General features: G+C 69.4%; 14 protein-coding genes and 3 pseudogenes. 8 read left to right on the top strand and 9 right to left on the bottom strand.

The window, feature by feature from the left end; all coding sequences use genetic code 11:
- Together B082_RS39890 and B082_RS40255 are read right to left on the bottom strand one after the other, a co-directional pair.
- Nucleotides 1–136: helix-turn-helix domain-containing protein (locus B082_RS39890; RefSeq protein ID WP_234018173.1), on the bottom strand; the 136-nt coding region annotated here is incomplete at its 3' end.
- A 151-nt stretch (nucleotides 137–287) separates the two neighbouring features.
- Nucleotides 288–422: a hypothetical protein gene (locus B082_RS40255; protein ID WP_018553059.1), complete on the bottom strand. Its 135-nt coding sequence runs from the start codon at nucleotides 420–422 to the stop codon at nucleotides 288–290.
- 160 nt (nucleotides 423–582) lie between these two features.
- On the opposite strand from B082_RS40255, the gene B082_RS0117230 reads away from it, so the two are divergent.
- The 3 genes from B082_RS0117230 to B082_RS0117220 all read left to right on the top strand — a co-directional run bounded on the left by B082_RS0117230 (nucleotide 583) and on the right by B082_RS0117220 (nucleotide 3,124).
- A complete protein-coding gene (locus tag B082_RS0117230; protein ID WP_018553058.1) occupies nucleotides 583–1,899 on the top strand; it encodes a hypothetical protein in 1,317 nt (438 codons plus the stop codon).
- A gap of 219 nt (nucleotides 1,900–2,118) precedes the next feature.
- The gene (locus B082_RS0117225) at nucleotides 2,119–2,868 is read left to right on the top strand and encodes a hypothetical protein (protein WP_018553057.1); all 750 of its coding nucleotides are present in this window, start codon (nucleotides 2,119–2,121) and stop codon (nucleotides 2,866–2,868) included.
- 73 nt (nucleotides 2,869–2,941) lie between these two features.
- On the top strand, nucleotides 2,942–3,124 hold the full coding sequence (locus B082_RS0117220) for a hypothetical protein (protein WP_015506681.1): 183 nt from the start codon (nucleotides 2,942–2,944) through the stop codon (nucleotides 3,122–3,124).
- A 32-nt stretch (nucleotides 3,125–3,156) separates the two neighbouring features.
- Here the strand turns inward: B082_RS0117220 and B082_RS36235 are convergent.
- Nucleotides 3,157–4,170: pseudogene (locus tag B082_RS36235) on the bottom strand (transposase); the annotation flags it as partial.
- A gap of 68 nt (nucleotides 4,171–4,238) precedes the next feature.
- On the opposite strand from B082_RS36235, the gene B082_RS0117210 reads away from it, so the two are divergent.
- From B082_RS0117210 to B082_RS40515, 3 genes are all read left to right on the top strand, one after another.
- Nucleotides 4,239–5,525 carry a tyrosine-type recombinase/integrase gene (locus B082_RS0117210; protein ID WP_026249887.1) on the top strand — a complete coding sequence of 429 codons (1,287 nt, stop codon included), beginning with the start codon at nucleotides 4,239–4,241 and terminating at the stop codon, nucleotides 5,523–5,525.
- Nucleotides 5,522–7,999, top strand: a complete 2,478-nt coding sequence (locus B082_RS0117205; protein ID WP_018553054.1) for a tyrosine-type recombinase/integrase — start codon at nucleotides 5,522–5,524, stop codon at nucleotides 7,997–7,999. The genes B082_RS0117210 and B082_RS0117205 overlap by 4 nt, the downstream gene beginning before the upstream one ends.
- 113 nt (nucleotides 8,000–8,112) lie before the next feature.
- Nucleotides 8,113–9,381, top strand: coding sequence for a hypothetical protein (locus B082_RS40515; protein ID WP_018553053.1), 1,269 nt, complete (start codon nucleotides 8,113–8,115; stop codon nucleotides 9,379–9,381).
- Nucleotides 9,382–9,449: 68 nt separating this feature from the next.
- On the opposite strand, the pseudogene B082_RS36230 reads toward B082_RS40515, so the two are convergent.
- From B082_RS36230 to B082_RS0117175, 5 genes and pseudogenes are all read right to left on the bottom strand, one after another.
- A pseudogene (locus B082_RS36230) lies at nucleotides 9,450–11,489 on the bottom strand (Tn3 family transposase); the annotation flags it as partial.
- Nucleotides 11,490–11,685: 196 nt separating this feature from the next.
- Nucleotides 11,686–12,195 (bottom strand): hypothetical protein, encoded by a 510-nt coding sequence (locus B082_RS0117190; RefSeq protein WP_018553051.1) that lies wholly within the window; start codon nucleotides 12,193–12,195, stop codon nucleotides 11,686–11,688.
- Nucleotides 12,196–12,238: 43 nt separating this feature from the next.
- Nucleotides 12,239–13,588 (bottom strand): tyrosine-type recombinase/integrase, encoded by a 1,350-nt coding sequence (locus B082_RS0117185; protein WP_018553050.1) that lies wholly within the window; start codon nucleotides 13,586–13,588, stop codon nucleotides 12,239–12,241.
- A gap of 246 nt (nucleotides 13,589–13,834) precedes the next feature.
- On the bottom strand, nucleotides 13,835–14,167 hold the full coding sequence (locus B082_RS0117180) for a helix-turn-helix domain-containing protein (protein WP_018553049.1): 333 nt from the start codon (nucleotides 14,165–14,167) through the stop codon (nucleotides 13,835–13,837).
- Nucleotides 14,164–15,243, bottom strand: a complete 1,080-nt coding sequence (locus B082_RS0117175; protein ID WP_018553048.1) for a tyrosine-type recombinase/integrase — start codon at nucleotides 15,241–15,243, stop codon at nucleotides 14,164–14,166. Before B082_RS0117175 ends, B082_RS0117180 begins: the two co-directional genes overlap by 4 nt.
- Before the next feature lie 173 nt (nucleotides 15,244–15,416).
- On the opposite strand from B082_RS0117175, the pseudogene B082_RS0117170 reads away from it, so the two are divergent.
- A pseudogene (locus tag B082_RS0117170) lies at nucleotides 15,417–16,121 on the top strand (DUF6879 family protein); the annotation flags it as partial.
- Between the two features lie 12 nt (nucleotides 16,122–16,133).
- On the opposite strand, the gene B082_RS0117165 reads toward B082_RS0117170, so the two are convergent.
- Nucleotides 16,134–16,907 carry an SDR family oxidoreductase gene (locus tag B082_RS0117165; RefSeq protein ID WP_018553046.1) on the bottom strand — a complete coding sequence of 258 codons (774 nt, stop codon included), beginning with the start codon at nucleotides 16,905–16,907 and terminating at the stop codon, nucleotides 16,134–16,136.
- Between the two features lie 78 nt (nucleotides 16,908–16,985).
- Here B082_RS0117165 and B082_RS0117160 point away from each other — a divergent pair, with 78 nt between their 5' ends.
- Nucleotides 16,986–17,615: a TetR/AcrR family transcriptional regulator gene (locus B082_RS0117160; protein ID WP_026249886.1), complete on the top strand. Its 630-nt coding sequence runs from the start codon at nucleotides 16,986–16,988 to the stop codon at nucleotides 17,613–17,615.
- The last annotated feature ends 8 nt before the right edge of the window (nucleotides 17,616–17,623 follow it).

Here is a 17,623-nt window from a genome sequence, read left to right as displayed (position 1 = left end):
CACCTGTGCGTCGGCCCCGCGGACGGGACAGCAGCGCGTCCCGTCCCCCCGCCCGCCACCTCGCCCACCAGTTGTCCACGGCTCGGACCGACACCTTGAACAAGGTCGCGACCTCCGCCCGGTCCCTGCCCTCCACCAGCGCGGACACCGCCAGCAGACGCACAGCCTCCTGCGCATCTGGAGACCAGGTCCGCGCATCCCCCGCCAGATCACTCACATGCTGTCAACGAGCCTGAACCCAAAGCGTTTCGGATCAATAGATAAAAGAGGCGCTCGGTGGCGACCGATCAAGTCTGGAGCAAGAGCTCCAGCGCAAGGCGCAGGACGACCTTCACCACCTGCCACGCGATCCACCTGCTGGCAGCCATCGCCACATCGCGCCGCAGCTCCGTGTCGCGCCAGGCGGCCGTGAACTTGTTCATCGTGTCCCCTCCTTGAGGTCGACCCGTGTGGTCGATAGCCCCAGGAAGCCGGTCGGATGTGCATCTCGTCGTCGGCTGAACCCCGCTGAACGGGGTGTTCAGCCAGGTCAGACCTGGTGGAATTGCCGTTCAACGAACGTTCGGACTGAACAGGGGGCGCATGAGTGACACGCCAGCAGTTGATCGGCTCGCCACCGGGCTGAAGCAGCTCTTGGAAGTGACAGGCCTGTCACGGGGGCAGATCGAGACTTACGGGAAGACACAGACGCCGCCGGTGAACCTGGGTAAGAGCAAGACCAGCCCGTGGTTCAACGGGAAGTCCGTGCCGGAGTCCGGACGGCCTTTCAACACCTTGGTTGAGTTGCTTGAGGAACGGGCCTTCCGAAAGGTCGGGCGTCCGAAGCAGGGGGTGGGCAGGTGGGAGCTGCTGCGCAAGGCGGCGGCTGAGGAGCGTCGCTTCCTGCCGTCGGGCTCGGACGTCGCTGCGCCTCCGCCGCAGACCGTCGTGAACGGCGCTTCTGTCGCACCATCCGGTCCGCCGTCTGACTCCGACCGGCTCAAGGCGGGCCGGTTGCTAGATCTGCTGCCTCCTGACGGGCCTTGGAATGTCTGGCTTCGCAGGGCAGCAACTCTGTTCCGGGTGCCCCTCTCGGTGAGTCACGTCGTTTGTGACGCCTATGAGGGGCTGGAAGGTGACGTGTTCGACTACGTCGATCCGGCCATGCAAGAGGCCCACGAGGTCGTCCTGGTTCGTCTGGAGGCGTTCTACGACGAGCTGAACGGCATGCACGATATCTCCGATGAAGGCCGACCGTTCTTGGAGATGAGCTACCCGGGCACCACAGCCGAGCGCAACGAGCTCAACCGGCAGGCATGCCAAGCCCGGGATGAGTTCCTGAGCGCGTACAGGATTCTGGTGAATCTGCTGAATGCCCGGGGTCTGCTTCCGTCTGGGAGCCCTGCCGCACAGGACGTCGGTTCCCCTGGCGGAGAGGCTGGCAAGCCGGACATCGGCGTGGAGATGCTGGCCGGGTGCACGCTGGAGGCTGGCGGGATCATCAGCGTTCCCGTGGGGCTCGCAGGCCAGGAGGGACGACTGGGCTTCTCCGAGCCGTATTACCTTGTTGTGCGGGCCGCCAACCGTGGTGTCCACGAGGTGCAGATCGAGGACGTACGCATTGAGGTCGACTACGGGGGCGAAGCCCCCGTGCTGCCGTACCTCTTCCCTCCCGTCGGGCCCGGACGGAAGGTCCAGCTGCCTTTCAGGCTGAGCAGCCATGCGGGTGGGCATGTGCTTGCCAACGCGGCGGAACTGGGGCACGCGGTCGCCCGGGTTGCTCGGGAGCATCGGGCGCTTCCGCAGCGTGTGAGGCCCGTGGCGCGGACCGGGTCGGGCATTGACTACGAAGGAGCATGGATCGCGCTGGAGGATGTCAGCCCGTTTCTTCTGAAGGCACTGGGCGGCGGCGCAAGGTAGGCGTTTGGGGCGGGGCGTTGATCAGGGAGAACACGGTTCCTGCTTCGTATCTGGCCCATAAACCTGCGAGAGACCTGCGGTCGTGACCTGGGATTTTCCGCGTTCAAGATCCACTGATTGCCCCTTTGACTCGTCTCTCGGCGATACCCGAGACCGCGCTACCCGCTGCCCCGCCTGCTCGTTGTCCGGTGGCGGGGGCCGTACAGAAGGAGGACAGCGGTGGGACGGGACGCCAAGCGCGCCAAGCAGGCCCGGCGGGACAAGCGCCGGCGCAAGGACGGCCTCGGCCTAGACGGAGTGCCGCCGATCTTCCGGGCGGAGTTCGCCCGGGTCGCGGCCGCCTGGGACCGGGCGATCGACGCGGGGCTGATGGCGGACGGCACGGAGACGAAGTACCACTTCACCCCCGACGGCGGGGTGCTGTCCGTGGCGGAGGGCCGCAGCGGGCAGGTACTGGTCAACGGCGAGCGGCTTACACCTTCGGTGGGCGAGCGGCTGCGGGAGCAGATGCCGCTGCTGGCGCCGATGGTCACCTTCTACGAGAACAGCCAGTTCGCCGGCCGCGGCCTCGCGGGAGCGCCCGAGGACGGCGTGATGCCGCTCGCTCCGCCGCGCGGGCCCGACCCGATGCCGACGCTGGACGAGGAGGCCCTGGCCCAGGCGCAGGCCGCCACCGCGGTGCTGGTGCGCCAGGGCAAGGTCGCCGAGCCGGTCGGCGCGATGGTGATCCCGGCACCGCGCGGCGGCGTTCTGTTCGCCGTCGGCGGCCGGGACGGGGAGCTGTACGTTAACGGGCAGGCCCTCACCCGGCAGTGGACCGACGAACTGCGCACCCAGGTGCCCGAGCTGTCCACCGACCTGGACCGCCTCCAGGCGATGCGCGCCGAATGGCTGGACTCCCCGCCCCAGGACCGCACCCTCGCCCTGGCCGGAGCCTGCACTGATCCCAACTGCCACACCCCCCACTGACCTCCCACCGGGCCCCGGGGCCCGGTGGCGGCCGGGCGGGCCGGTGCGCATCCTGGGAGAGGAGGCGATCGGTATGGGGAAGAACAGCGGCAAGAGCAGCGGCACCGGCGGACGCCGGACGTCGATGACCCCGCAGGCGGCCTCCCGGGTGCAGTCCGCCGGCGCGAAGAACCCCGGCGGGCGGACCGCGCAGACCGGTTTCCCGGCCCGTGCGCAGTCCGCCGCGGCGAAGGGCTCGCGCGCCGCCGGGAAGTGACCCCCGGCCCACTGCGGCGGTGCGAGCGGGGTTCACTCGTCGTCGGTGGCGTGCTTGTCGCGCAGGGGCCGCAGCCCGCCGGGCAGGTCGGGGAGCTGGAAGGAGTACCGGCCCAGCACGTTGACGTGGTGGCGGACGAACGGCGAGAGGCGGGCCACGTCCTCGTCGCGGACGTCGAAGCCGTCCGCTCGGAGCTGGGTGACGGCGGCGTCCATGTACCGCGTGTTGAACAGGACAAGGGCGTTCAGGACGTACCCCAGTGCCCCGATCTGATCCTCCATGCCGTCCTGGTAGCGCTGGTAGAGCTGTCCGGCCCGCCCGTGGAAGATCTTCCGGGCGAGCGCGTGGCGGCCTTCCTGGAGGTTGGCCTGCACCTTGATCTGCCGGCGGTAGCCGGGCTCGTCGGCCAGGCGCAGGATGTGCAGGGTCTTAGCGATCCGCCCGTAGTGCGCGATCGCGTCACCGAGCGGGGTGGGCCGTCCGTCGCGGGAGAGCATCCGGATGACGTCGTAGGCGCGGACGGCTCCGGTGTGGATGGAGCAGATGATCCGCAGGATGTCCTCCCAGTGCCGTTCGATGCGGGCGAGGTCGATCCGGCCGCGGGCGGCGTCCTGGAAGGCGCCGTAGTCGGCGGTGCGGTCGATGCGCCACATCTTCTGGTCCGGCAGGTCTGCCAGCTGCGGGGCGTAGGCGAACCCGGCGAGGGTCAACAGTCCGAACACGATGTCGCTGTAGGAGGCGGTGTCGGTGACGATCATCTCCGGGCGTCGGCCGCCGTCGCGGTCGTAGAGGACGTCGAGCACGTACAGGGAGTCGCGCGGAGTGCCCGCCACCACCTTCCCGCCCAGCCCGGCGGCCTGGTCGTTGATCATGTTGAGCCACGTCGCACCGCCCCGGCGCCCGAAGTACTTCGGGTTCGGCCGCGCGTACACCGACGGCACGGGAACGACGAACCGCATCCCGTCCACCGAGGCGACCAGGCCCCCGCCCCACGCCTGGGCCAGGGCGATGGACGCCTGGTGCTCGATGAGGGCGGCGTTCGCGGCCCGGACATGTTGACTGAACTAAATGCAGAGTTTTCGCAGGTCAGGGGCTTGTCTGCTAGCTTCCGGGCATGACGGACGCGGAGGGGCCCGGTAGGGATCTGAGGGGGCTCGTGCTGCCCGAAGTCGGGGGCTTGATCGAGACCGGTGATGCATGGGGGCCCTACTGGCTGCTCGACGCCGGCGGCGCGGTCGTGGGGGCGGTGGAGGTGTACTTCGCCGACCTTCAGGCGTCTGGGAACCCCACTTCGACGCTGCGGTCGTACGGGATGGACCTGCTGCGGTGGTGGCGGTTCCTGTGGGCCTTGGGCATCGCCTGGGACCGCGCGAGCCGTGAGGAGGGGCGGGACTTCGCCCGGTGGATGCAGCTGGCCGACAAGCCGGTGCGGGTGCACTGGCGCCACCGGCAGGCGGGCAGGGAACCCGAGCGGCTGCCCACACCGCGGCCGGCGCCGGGCACACCGAACCCGGTGACCGGCAAGCCGACACCCGGGCGGAAGTACGCGGCCAGCACCCGCGCGCACAGCGAGACGGTCCTGCGCGGCTTCTACGACTTCCACCTCGACCGCGGCACGGACACCGTGCTGGTCAACCCGTTCCCCCTGGACCGCTCACGCCGGGGCAGCCGGGCTTACGAGCACCACAACCCGATGGACGGCTTCGCGCCTACCCGCACCGGCCGCTACCGCCCCAAGGTCCCCAAGCGGATCCCGAAGCGGATCCCGGATGACAAGTTCAACGAGATCTTCGCCGGCCTGCGCTCGAACCGCGACCGGGCCCTGCTGGCGTCCTGGGTCTCCACCGGTGCCCGGGCGGACGAGCTACTCGACTCGGTGGAGCGTGACGCCCTGCCGGGGCAGCAGCTGATCTCGGTGACCCGCAAGGGCACCGGCGACGTTCAGCTGCTGCCGGCCTCCACCGACTCGTTCATCTGGCTACGGATCTACCAGCACGAGATCTGGGCCAAGGGGGCACCGCACGGCCGAGACGAGCCGCTGTGGTGGACGCTGCGTCGCCCCTGGCGCCCGCTGAACTACCCGGCCGCCCGACAAATGTTCAACCGGGCCAACCAACTGCTGGGCTCCAACTGGACCCTCCACGACCTGCGGCACACAGCCGCTTTCCGGATGGCCGAGGACCCCGAGATGCCGCTGACCCACGTGCAGTGGGTCCTCGCTCACGCCCGGTTGACGACCACGCAGATCTACATCACCCCCAGCGCCGACGAGGTGATCGAGAGCGCGCTCGCCCACCACGCCCGCCAGGCCCGGCGCCGCGAGGAACCCCAGCCCGTTTCGCTCGCCCCCGGCTACAACCCGGACTCGCTGAACACCCTGTTCGGAGGCCCGCCCGCATGACCCCATCCACCACCGCGCCAGCTGTTCCGCGTCCGGCACCGCCCACCAGCCTCCTCACGGGCAACGCGGCGGATGCGCTGCGCGAGAAGTTCCCGCCGCGACCCGTCCCCGACCTCTGGCCGACCACCTCCGCCGGGCCGCAGGAGGTCCTGGACCGGCTGGCCCGGCCGCCGCTGCGGCCCGCGTCCCAAAGCGCCCTCGCCGCACGGCTCCGCGGGGCCCGCCGCCTGCTGGAGTGGCTCCAGGAGTTCCCGGGCAACAGCTGGCAGTCCCGCTGGAGAGCCAGCCCCGGCCCCGCGGACCCGCAGACCTGGTGCGACGAGGTGATCCGGTGGACCGACGCCCGCGGCCTTCGGCCCGTCCGCGAGCCCGAGCTGAAGGCCGGGATGCTCGCCCTGATCTGCGCGGACGTGATCCGCATGCACCCGGCCTGGCTCACGGTCCGCCGCTCCCGGCACTTCATGCTCTCGATGTCCGCCGGCCGCGACCCGGACGGCTTCGCCCGGCTCGAAGCCGCCGTCCCGCCCGACCAGTGGACCTCCCGCTCGGGCGGCACCGCCCGCGTGGTCATCTGCGCGGTGCTGGCCACCAAGGGCGGCACCATCCAGGACTGCACCGTCGGCGACCTCATGGAGATCCGATCGGCCGCCAGCAAACACTGGAACCACGCCACGATGCTGGCCTACGCCTGGCTGCGAGCGGCCGGCCAGTTCCCGCCCGACGCCCCGGCCTCGCTCAGCCGCCTGGAGACCTTCACCGGACAGGTCAGCATCGGCGACCTGGTCAACCGCTACCAGCTGCGCTGCCGCCCGGTCCGCGACGTCATCGTCGGCTACCTGACCGAACGCCAGCCCTCGATGGACTACAACTCCCTCCAGGGCCTGTCCCGAGTCCTCGCATCCAACTTCTGGGCCGACCTGGAGCGCCACCACCCCGGCATCAACTCCCTCGCCCTGGCGCCCGAGGTCGCCGACGCGTGGAAGACACGCCTGGCCACCAGGACCGTCCGCCACCGCCAGCCCAACGGAATGGCCACTGAGGCCAGCGTCCCCAGGAAGGACGCGCCGACCCTCATGATGTCGGTGAGGGCCTTCTACCTCGACCTGGCCCAGTGGGCGCTGGAGGAACCGGCCCGGTGGGGACAGCACGCCGTCCGCTGTCCCTTCCCTCCAGTCTCCAGCAAGAAGCGCCAGAAGCGGCAGAAGTCCTGGTCACACCAGCGCACCCGCGAGCGCCTCCCGCACCTCCCGGCCCTCGTCCGCGCCGCCGACCAGCATCTCAAGGACGCCCGGGCCCGCCTCGGCGCCGTCGAAGCCACTCCGGCCGGAGCCGAGTTCACCGTGCTCGGCGAGACCTACCGCAAGGCCCGCACCTCGAACTGGGCCGCCGACCCACACCGCACCACCACCGCCTACCTCCAGCCTTGCGGCCGGAGGATCGACCTCAAGGCCACGGAGAACCGAGCTTTCTGGGCATGGGCCACGATCGAGGTGCTGCGGCACACCGGCATCCGGATCGAGGAGATGCTGGAACTCAGCCACCACAGCATCCTGCAATACCGGCTGCCCACGACCGGCGAAGTAGTCCCGCTGCTGCAGATCACCCCGTCGAAGACCGACGAGGAGCGAGTCCTGCTGGTCACCCCCGAGCTCGCCGACGTCCTGAGCGCGATCGTCTGCCGGATCCGCGGCGCGGGCGGGATCGTGCCCCTGGTGGTCAGCTACGACGCGGCCGAGAGGGTCTGGAACCCGCCCATGCCGCTGTTGTTCCAATGGCAGGTCAACGGCGAGGACCACGTCCTGTCGGTCAACACGATCCGCAAGGCGCTCAACGAGGTGATCGAGGCAGCCCAACTGGCCGACGCCGCCGGCGAGCTGCTGGACTACCAGCCCCACGACTTCCGCAGGATGTTCATCACCGACGCGATCATGAACGGCCTACCCCCGCACATCGCGCAGGTTATCGCCGGCCACGACGACATCAACACCACGATGCACTACAACGCCGTCTATCCCAGCTCAGCCATCACCGCCCACCAGGCGTTCATCGCCCGGCGCCGCAGCCTGCGGCCCGGCGAGGAATACCGCGTCCCCACCAGCCAGGAGTGGGAGGCGTTCCTGGGCCACTTCGAACGGCGCAAGCTCTCCCTCGGCACCTGCGGCCGGTCATTCGGCAGCGAATGCGTCCACGAGCACGCGTGTGTCAGATGTTCCATGCTCCGGGTCGACCCGAATGAACGGCCCCGTCTCGAAGAGATCCGAGAGAACCTGGTCGCTCGGATCGCCGAGGCCGAACGCGAGGGCTGGCTCGGCGAGGTCGACGGCCTGAACGTCAGCCTCGCCGCCGCAGAGGACAAACTCATACAGCTCGATGCCGTGCAGGCTCGCACATCGACTGTGGTCCACCTCGGCCTGCCGGCCTTCCACCAGATCGCCGCCCGATCCACCGAGGCGGACGCGTCGTCTCCCGGCTGAAGAGTGAAGGCAGTACAGAAATCGGTATGCGCAGGTTGTGACGCTGGTCCTACTCTCGGTGCGGGTGTTCCGGGTTGGGGGCACCCGTTTGAATGCACAGTGAGGATTCGCGCGTGATCTCGATCTACCTGTCTCCGAGCAACCCCCGTTGGACCCCGAAGACCGAGGCCGACCTCCAGGCCGCGATCACCGGCGGTCTCATCGAGGAGAAGCACTACTTCGACGCCAAGGAGATGCTCGCCACGAAGGGTGACAACAGGGAGTTGGCGCGCGACCTGTCGTCCTTCGCCATCGACGGCGGCACGATGATCGTCGGGCTGGCCGAGGACAAGCAGAACGGCACCTTCAGCCTCGCCCCACAGCCCCTGCAGGGGCTGCCGGAGAGGGTCGAGCAGGTCGCCCACTCCCTTCCCGACCCTCCCCTGGTGATCCTCACCGACCCCATCAAGTCGGAGGCCGATCCCGCCCAGGGTTACCTCATCATCCACGTCCCAGCCAGCCCGCTGGCCCCGCACATGGTCGACGGGCGCTACTTCGGGCGCGGCGACAAGACCAAGCGGACTCTCCCGGACTCCGAGGTCGTCCGGCTCCACGAGCGACGCCGGAATGCTGAACAGGATGCGCTCGCCCTGCTCAAGCAGGAGATCGACAACGACCCGATGCACGACGTTGGGAAGCAGTCCCACATGTTCCTCGTCGCCCAGCCCCTCGCTGCCCCGCGGGACATGCTCCTGGACCTCACCAGCGGACCGAAGTGGAACCTGCAACTCGCCCAGCTCATCGATAAGGTCTACACCCCCGAGATCAACGCCCGCGTGGATGGCCTTGAGACCTACCCGAAGCTCATCGACGCGGGCAATGGCTACCGGCGCAGCGGCGGGGCGGCCCGGGCCAGCAACAACCTCGGCGAGGGCCGCATCTTCACCCGGAATCCGGGCGTCTACCACGACGAAAACGCGATCGAGCTGCAAATCTTCGAGAACGGAGGCCTCCGGCTCTTCTCCAGTCGCCTCTCCGAGCGGTTCGAAGGAGATTCCGAGGACCACTTCCTCTACGATCCCGCCGTGGTGGGTAACACCCGCCGCTTCCTCGCACTTGTGCGCCAGGCTGCGGCAGACGGCGGCTACATGGGTAACTGGGCCCTCGCCGTGGGCCTCACCAGGCTCCGCGGCCGCAGCCCCTACACCAGCGTTCCGCAGAACTTCCGGGGGACCTCCGTGCAGCGGAACCGCTACGACCGGGATACCTACGAACAGGCCACGGGGACCACCTGGGCCGAACTCAACGAGACTCCCGGAGCGGTCACTCGCCGTCTTGTCGGCTCTTTCCTGCGGACCCTCGCAGCCGAGGAGTACTTCGACACCGCGCTGAACGATGACTGACTCGAATTCCTGAGGCCCCTCAGCCGCCCTTTCGGGCTGCTGAGGGGCCTTTCCGTTAGTTCAGAGAAGTAGGTCGCCAGCCGCAGGTACGTCTGGTCGACGTGGGACAGCCGGCCGTACTTCAGCGGGTCCGCGCCGCCCATGACCGGGGTGTAGCCGACGTTGCAGCCGTGGGCGACCAGCAGCGCCGCGATCGTGACGTGCAGGTCTTTCAGCCTCGCTTCGCCGCCGGTGACCGAGGTGAACGCCTGGTCCGCGCCGGTCCAGGACATCACCTCCAGCAGCACCTCGGGCAGATCCACCCTCGGCAGCATGGCGTTCACCGCAGCGCGCAGGTCGAGGAGGGAGGCGGGTTCGGGCTCCGGCTCCAGGGCGGCGAAGTGCAGGCGGCCGTCGTCGTCGAAGACGATCTGCGCGTTGTCCGGCACCCGGGCGGAGACCTCCCGGTAGGTGCCGTCCAGCAGCGCGGCCCGCGCCGCCAGGTGGGCGCCCGCCTCGCCGGGCAGGTTCAGCGAGGCGAGCACGGTCGGGCGGGCCTGCTGCCACGCCTCGCCGGCCAGGAGCTTGGCCCGCGGGTCGCCCCACTTGGAGGAGTTGCGGGCGAAGACCTGCTTGCTGCGCAGCATCCGGTGCAGCTGCTCCAGCACGCAGAAGGCGTACGCCTTCCAGTCCACCGTGCCCGGCTCCAGGTGCGGCGCGGAAAGCACCAAGCGCCGCCACGAGCCGCCCAGCAGGGTGGTGTCGATCTCGGCGGTGCCGACCTTCTTGCGGCCCATCAGCTCCGGCAGCGACAGCAGCGCGGCCAGCACCGGCTCACCCTCCGGGGTGGCGTCGAAGTCCACCACCGTGACCAGCAGCTTCAGGAACGGCCGGACCGTGCCGAACCGGCCCACCAGCATGGCCCGCCATGCCTCGTCGGCATCCGAGTCCAGCGGCGGGGTCAGCTCGAACAGCGCGGCGATCGCCGCCGCCAGCTCGTGCCGGGGCACCACCTGCTCGATCGCCGCCCACATCCCTTCCAGGCTCTCCACCTTCGGCGGCGCGATCTCCCCGGTGTCGGTGTCGACCTGCTCGGACGTGGTGTCGAACACGACCTGGAAGGCGGTCGCCAGCTTCGCCGACGCCCGCTCCACCCGCGGCAGCGTCTTCAGCTTCTCCTTCGCACTCTCGCGCTCCGCCCTCGCCAGCAGCTTCGTCGCGATCAGCACCTCCAGCAGGTCCAGCGCGTCATCCACCGCCCGCGCGGTCAGGTAGACGGTGGTGGCCAGCAGTGTCGCCAGCCGCCGGGCGTCGGAGTGCCGGCGCAGCAGCGACGCCTTGCCGTCCACCCCGTACCGCGACAGCTCCGCCAGGCGCCGGGGCGGTATCCCCGACACGTCCACGGCGCCCATCCCGAGCGCGGCGATCTCCTCCACCCGCTCCAGCGCCCGCTTCATCTGCGGGCCCGACACCCGCACCGGGCCCCGACGCAGCCGGTCCAGCTCGGAAACCCGCTCACCGGGCGGCACCGTCAGCAGGGAGTCCAGCACCGCCCGCTGCCCCACCCCGAGCATCCCGTACAGGGTGTCCCACAGCCGCTGGTTCGCCGCCTCCCGCATCGAGGCCACCAGCCTCGTCAGCGTCGTCACGCCCGGCAGCAGCACCCGCCGCTCGCGCAGCCATCCCACCGCCGCGTCGAACAACGCCTTCGGCCCCTCGCCCGTCGTCCAGGCCCGCGCGTCCACCCACTCCCGCAGCTCCGCCTCCGCCTCGGCGAACTCCCGGTACTCCAGCACCCGCCGCAGCTCGCGCACGTGCTCCAGCCGGGTGTTCTCCCGCTCGCTGTACGCCTTGAGCACCGATGGGTCCTCGATGTCCAGCTGCTCGGCGAGGTAGTCCACGACCTCCGGCGGCACGTCGGCCGGGTCGTCCAGGAACACCCCGAGATACCGCGCGGTCGTGAGCTGGGCCGCGAACCCCAGGCGGTTGTGCGCCCGCCTCTTGGACTCGATCAGCTCCCGGTCCGCGTCGTCCAGGAAGAAGAACCGCTCCAGCGCCGTACGGGACGGCGCCCCGCGATACGCCGCGTACGCGGCAGCCTGCTCATCCGTCAAAAACTCGACCGGCACCCCGGACCTCCACAACAGTCGATCAACACGACTGCCGAAGGTTCAGCCACCACAGAAGCCCAGGTCAAAGCCCTCACAGGGGCCGGAAGGGCTTAGCGCCGGTTTCCGTTCCGATGTTCCTCAGCCCCCGTGAGGCCCGTGGGTTCAGGGAAACCGAAGTCTGTTCAGCGGGAACTCGCGGGTCGGTCCGTATGTATCAGCTGGGCGAATCCGTGGGTTCGGCGGGAACCGTTGGGTGGGCTGCGAGGCGGCGGGCTTCGGCCGCGACCTCGGCATCGACCTGGTCCACGGTTCTGTCGCCGTATTCGAGGATGTCGTACTCGTCGTCGAGTTCAGCGAGGCGCTCGGTCAGGGGCAGCTCATGTCCGTGGCGCTGGTGAATCCGGAAGGTGAACTCCCGAGGTGTGAGCTCTCCGGCGAGCATGCGTCGTGCGAGGGCTCGGGCGGCGGCCCCCTGGCCGGCCTCGCTGCCGACCGAATAGAAGGTGAGGCCAAGTTCGTCGAGTGCTTCGGGAAGCAGGTCGTGGACGTCGTAGTCCGCTTCGGCGCGCGTGCAGGCGGCGAGGATGCGAAGGCCGGGGGTGTCGAGTCCGGCGACGAGCGCATCACAGGCGGCATTCACGACATCGCTCGCGCGGTTTTCCCCCATGCTCCAGAGGGCGGCATGGTCCTGGAGAGCGATTGCTGCTGCTTCGGTCGACGTCACTCGTCCATGATTCCCTTCATGCGGCGTCCTGGTCGAGCAGATTTCATCGAAGGTGCTGTTCAGCGGCCTGTTCCAGCAGGGCTCGTGCGGAGTCCGCGTAGCGCATCGCGGTCTTCTCGTCGAGTCCGAAGACCTCGGCGAGGTGGAGCGGGTCGGGCCCGTTGGTCAGTGCCTCTTCGAGTTGCCGGTCGACGCGGAGCCGTTCCAGCGTCGCGTCCTGCCCGCGCATCGCGGCGCTGATCCAGTGGTTGCTGGCGCGGCTGGTCTTCGTGGCGGTTTGGTTGTTGATCAGTAGGTGGAGGTTCGCGGTGTTCGGCCACCGGCAGCGCCGGTGCTCCAGCCAGTCCAGCAGCAGTTTCTGGGTGAGATCGTCGAGCGGGCGGACACGCCCGGCAATCGTCAGCCGCCGGTTGCCGAGGTCAACGTCGTCGAGCGTGAGGTTGGCGATCTGGGCGACCCGGGCGGCATGGACCGCCGCGAAGGCGAGGATGAGCCGCGTCGCCGGGGTGGTGGCCGCCGCGACGGAACGATCGACCTGGGCGGGGACGAGCGGTTGCAGCACGGCGTACTCGTATTGCCCGACCTTGATCCGACTGGTGGGGTTGCGGAAGATCAGGCCGTTCCGCTTGGCCCATGTGAACAGCGAGCGCAGGGCGACGAGTTGGTCGTGGCGCTGGTGGCCGTGCAGTGTCTTGATGTAGGTGAGGACGTCGTCGCGGGTCACCTCCCGCAGGTGGTCGTAAGGGTTCGACCATTCCAGCAGGGCCGGCCGGACTCGGTTGAGGTAGAGCCAGACCGTGCCTTCCCGTCGCGGGAGGCTGCGTGGGCCGCCGTCGCGCAGGACGCGGGTCCAGCGCTCGGCCTCCGAGCGGATGCCGGGTGCGAGACCGTCCAGCCTCTCGGCGAGCCAGCGTTCGAAGGAGGGTTCGCTGTCGTCCTCGAAGATCCCCATCTCGTCCAGGACCGTGATGGCGTGGCCGACCGGCAGGTCAAGGGCCCGCAGCGGGGCGAAGATCTCCGTGTGCCGGATGACGTCGCTCTCGACGTAGCCGGTGAGGACGAGGGCCAGGCCGCGGTTGACGGCGAAGCGGATGTTGCGTCCCCAGCCGCGGGTCTCGGCGAGCCGGTGGGCAAGGTACTTTGCCCAGGCCAGCCACGGGCTGGTCAGGTCGGCGTCGGCCAGGGCGAGCTGGCTGTAGTCACGGTGGATCTGTGCGAACAGCGGTAGCTGCCGCCAGCCGGGATCCGGGCGCCAGGCCGGTGCAGGAGGCGGCTTGCGCGGGGCTCCCCGCCGTCCTCCGCGCGTCCGAGCCGCAGGGGTCGGTCTCCTGCGGTAGTGCATCCCGACGAAGAACAGTTGGTGATGCCTGACGGCGGCGAGCCGGTCCCGCACGTCCTCTCGTCTGTGGGCTGGCCGGCGACGGCCTTCACGCTGAGGCGGGCCTGGCACCAGCACAGGCGGCAGTAGTTCCACTTCAGCGGCTGGACGCGGCGGCAGCCGGTGCATGCGGCCGCGTCGTGGCCGCGGCCGAACATGTAGCAGGTGGGGCAGAGGCGGCCGCTGAAGTTTCCCCAGGCCAGGCAGCTGTCGCAGGAGTCGGTGGGCTTGACGTAGCCCTTCGGGAACCGTGTCATCGGCTCACTCCGGCGGCAGCGACCGGCCGTCCCGGCGCTTGGGGATCACCTTCGGTGCGGCGGTTCCCGCGCCGACCGCGGCTCGTTCCCTCTCCTCTGCCTGGCCAGGGCGGCGGACCTTCTCAGGTTCGGGGATCAGCAGGTCGCCGATCTCACAGCCGAGGACCACGCAGATGACGTCCAGGTCCTCCAGCTTGAGCGAGACCGGCTGGCCGGACCACAGCCCGGACATCTTGCCGGCCGAGATCACCAGACCGTGCTCGGCCAGGCTCCGCTGGAGCTCGGACGCCTTCCAGATACCCTTGTTCGCGGCGGTCAGCCGCAGGTTCCACCTCATTGGGCCAGTCCTTCCAGCCGCCTCGCGGCGCGTTCCATCCCGGCGGCCCAGGCGTCCTCGACCCGGGTCTGCTGCACGTGGATATACCGCATGGTCGTGGCGATCCAGGAATGTCCGAGAACCTCCTGGATTGCGAGCAAGTCCAGTCCGTTTCCGTAGAGTTGGGACGCGCAGAAATGCCGCAGGACGTGCGGTGTCAACTTGTCCGTCCAGCTCGGCAGATGAGCCTCGACCGCGTTGTCGAGCCCGTTACGCAGGGCGTCGTCGCCGACCCGGCGGGCGGAGCCGTCGGTGTTCTTACGCTCGGAGGGAAACAGCGGGGCACCAGGGCGAGTGTGATCGTCGTCGAACTGACCCCACACGTCCTCGATGAACCACCGCAGTGTTCGGTCGGCACCGTTGATCAGCGGAACCATCCGCTCGCGCGGACCCGAGCCGCGGGTGCCCTTGCCGTGGCGGACATGGAGCTTGCCGAAGCGGCCCAGGTCCCACTTGATGTCGTCCAGGTCGAGCCCGCATGCCTCGCTGACCCGCAGCCCGACCTGGGACATCAGCTTCGAGGCGGTGTAGTTCCGGGCGGTGGGGGCGAACTTCCGGCAGGTGGCCAGCTCGCCGCCCCAGCCAGTGAACAGCGTCCCGATCTCCGGCTCACTCGGCGGGATCCGCAGCTGGGCGTCCTTGGCCCCACGCGGCCGGTTCATCTCGTCGATCGGGCACTCGACCACCCGGCCGGTCATCCGGTGGATTTCGACCTTGTGCCGCAACTCCAGGAACATGAAGTACGTGCTCAACGCCTGCGACCGGCCCAGCCGGGTGCCGCTGGGCGAGTGCCGCAGCACCTTCCCGAAGTACACGTCCGCGTCAGCGGGCTCCATGTCCCACAAAGGCCGGCCGAACCAGGTCCTGATCTGATCCAGGTGACCGACGTCCCCGCGGATCGTGCCGTCTGCCAAACCCGCTGAGGCCCGTGCCAGAACGAACCCGGACAGCACATCGGTCTCGAACCGCTCCAGCTCCTCAGCCGACGCGGGCGCCCAGTGCTCACGCAGGTCCCGTACGACTGCCAGCGCCGCCAACCCGAGCCTCCTCACCTTCGACCCGACTGCGAATCTGTCGGACGAGATGAGAAAGCTTCAAGAATCCCGAAGTTACGTCACAAGCCTGCAGTGCACACGAAGGAGGGAGAACTCCCTGGCCACGGGCCCAGGGGCTCAGCGGGGCTCAGAGGAACTCACGGGATGTCGCACACATCGTTCAGGGCACGCCCGTGACCGACGCCGAAGACCTGGCGCAGCTCCAGCACTTCGGGCCCGGCGACGCGGCGGTGGCCGTGCCCCGCGAACTGCTCGTGAACTGGGGGCCGAAGGCGGTGGAGCGCGTGCCTGAACTCGTGGACCGGGCCACGTTCCGGCGCCTCTTCGAGACCTTCAAACACACCGCCTGGCGGCATGAGACCCGACGCGGGTATGCCTCGGACCGCGAGGACCCCGACTTTCAGGCGTTCCTGGCCACGGGTTCTTCGCCCTGCGACCCCGGCGAGTCCTGGTTCGTCAACATCAAGGCCCAGACGGAGGCGGGTAAAACGGCCGGCCGCGTGCGCGTCGCGGACAACCCGCCCACCATCGAGCAACTGTTCCTGCTCGACTACGCCCGGCACAACGCGGCGGTGGGCGAGGACATTCGCTACCTGTGGCGCAAGGACGCCGACCGCGCCGCGCTGCCCGCCGACGACTTCTGGATCTTCGATTCCCGGCTTGTCGCTGTGCTGCACTTCGACGACGCCGACAACATCACGGACATTGAGCTGATCACCGAACCGGCCGAGGTCGTCCGGTACTGCGTCGTCCGCGACGCTGCGATGCACCACGCGGTCTCGCGGGACGAGTTCGCCGGGTCCGACGCCCACAACGTCATCAACGCGGCCCGCCGCTCCCTGAACCCGGACAGGCCCTAGCGGGAGCACGCATCAGAGCCCCGAGCCCCCCGTCGCGTCGAGCACCCGGCCGGTCATCCAGCGGGAGTCGTCCGAGGCGAGGAATGCCACGATGTCCGCGACGTCCTCGGGCCGGCCGACCCGGCCCAGTGCGGCCAGGGACGCCGCCTGGGCCTCGGCCTCGGCGTTGCCGCGCAGCCAGTCCGCGTTGATGTCGGTGTCGATGATGCCGGGGGCCACCGAGTTGACCGTGATGCCGCGCGGGCCCAGCTCCTTGGCGAGGGTCAGTGTGAAGTTGTCCAGGGCGCCCTTCGTCGCGCTGTAGGCGATGATCTCCGGCATGGCGATCCGGGCGGCGCCGCTGGATATGTTGATGATCCGGCCGCCGTCGCGCAGCCGGTCCAGCCCGTGGCGGACGACGAAGAACGGCGCCCGGACGTTGACGGCGAAGACCGCGTCGAACGCCTCCTCGGTGAGTGAGGACAGCTCGGAGTAGAGGCCCGACGCGGCATTGTTCACGATGATGTCCACGCCGCCTCCGGGCGCGTGCGCGGTGACCTGCTCGTCGAACGCCTCCCACAGCGCGGCCGCGTCGCCGTGCGCACCCAGCTCGGCGCGGATCGGGAACGCGGTGCCGCCGTTCTTGCGGATGACGCCGACGACCTCGTCGGCCGCCCTCGCGTCCCGGGCGTAGGCGACGGCGACGACGGCGCCGTCCCGGCCCAGCCGTTCCGCGATGCCCCGGCCGATCCCGCGGCTGCCGCCGGTGACCAGTGCGACCTTGCCCTCAAGCCCGTTCGTACGCATGGCTGTTACCCCTCATCAATTTATTGAGTGATCGTTCCAGAAATAACCTAGCACGAGTTATTGAGCGGGCGCTCTAGAATGGGAGGCATGGGAGAAGCAGGTGCGACGCGCGGCCGTCCGCGTTCCTTCGACCGGGACGCCGCTCTCGCGGCGGCGGTCCGGCTGTTCTGGGAGCGCGGCTACGGCGCGACCTCGATCGGTGAGCTGACGGAGGCGATGGGCATCAGGCCCGCGAGTCTCTACGCCGCGTTCGGCGACAAGCGCTCGCTCTTCGAGGAGTCGGTCGCCGCGTACGGGAGGACGCCGGCCGGGACCTTCATGGGGGCGGCCCTGGAGGAGGAGCCCACGGCCTACCGCGCGTTCGCGCGCATCCTGCGGGAGGCGGCGCGGATCTACGCCGACCCCTCGCACCCGGCGGGCTGCATGACGATCACGGCCGCCGCGAACGTCGCTCCGCAGGACGCCGAGGTGGGCGCGCGTCTGAAGGGCCTGCGCAACGCCAACCTCGTGGCCTGGGAGTCGCGGCTGCGGGCCGCGCAGCGCACGGGTGAGCTGCCGGAGCGGGTGAACCCCCGGGCCCTCGCCGGGTACTTCGCGACGATCGTCCAGGGCATGTCGCAGCGGTCCTGCGACGGGGCCGGACCGGATGAACTGGCCGAGATCGCCGAGCTGGCGCTGGCCGCCTGGCCGGGGAGCCGCGAGGGGTGAGCGAACGG

It is taken from the genome of Streptomyces sp. ATexAB-D23 (assembly GCF_000373645.1).
In the GTDB taxonomy this organism is placed as follows: domain Bacteria; phylum Actinomycetota; class Actinomycetes; order Streptomycetales; family Streptomycetaceae; genus Streptomyces; species Streptomyces castrisilvae.
The sequence above is the reverse complement of the archived record's forward strand: the minus strand, read 5'-3'. Positions and strand labels throughout refer to the sequence as shown.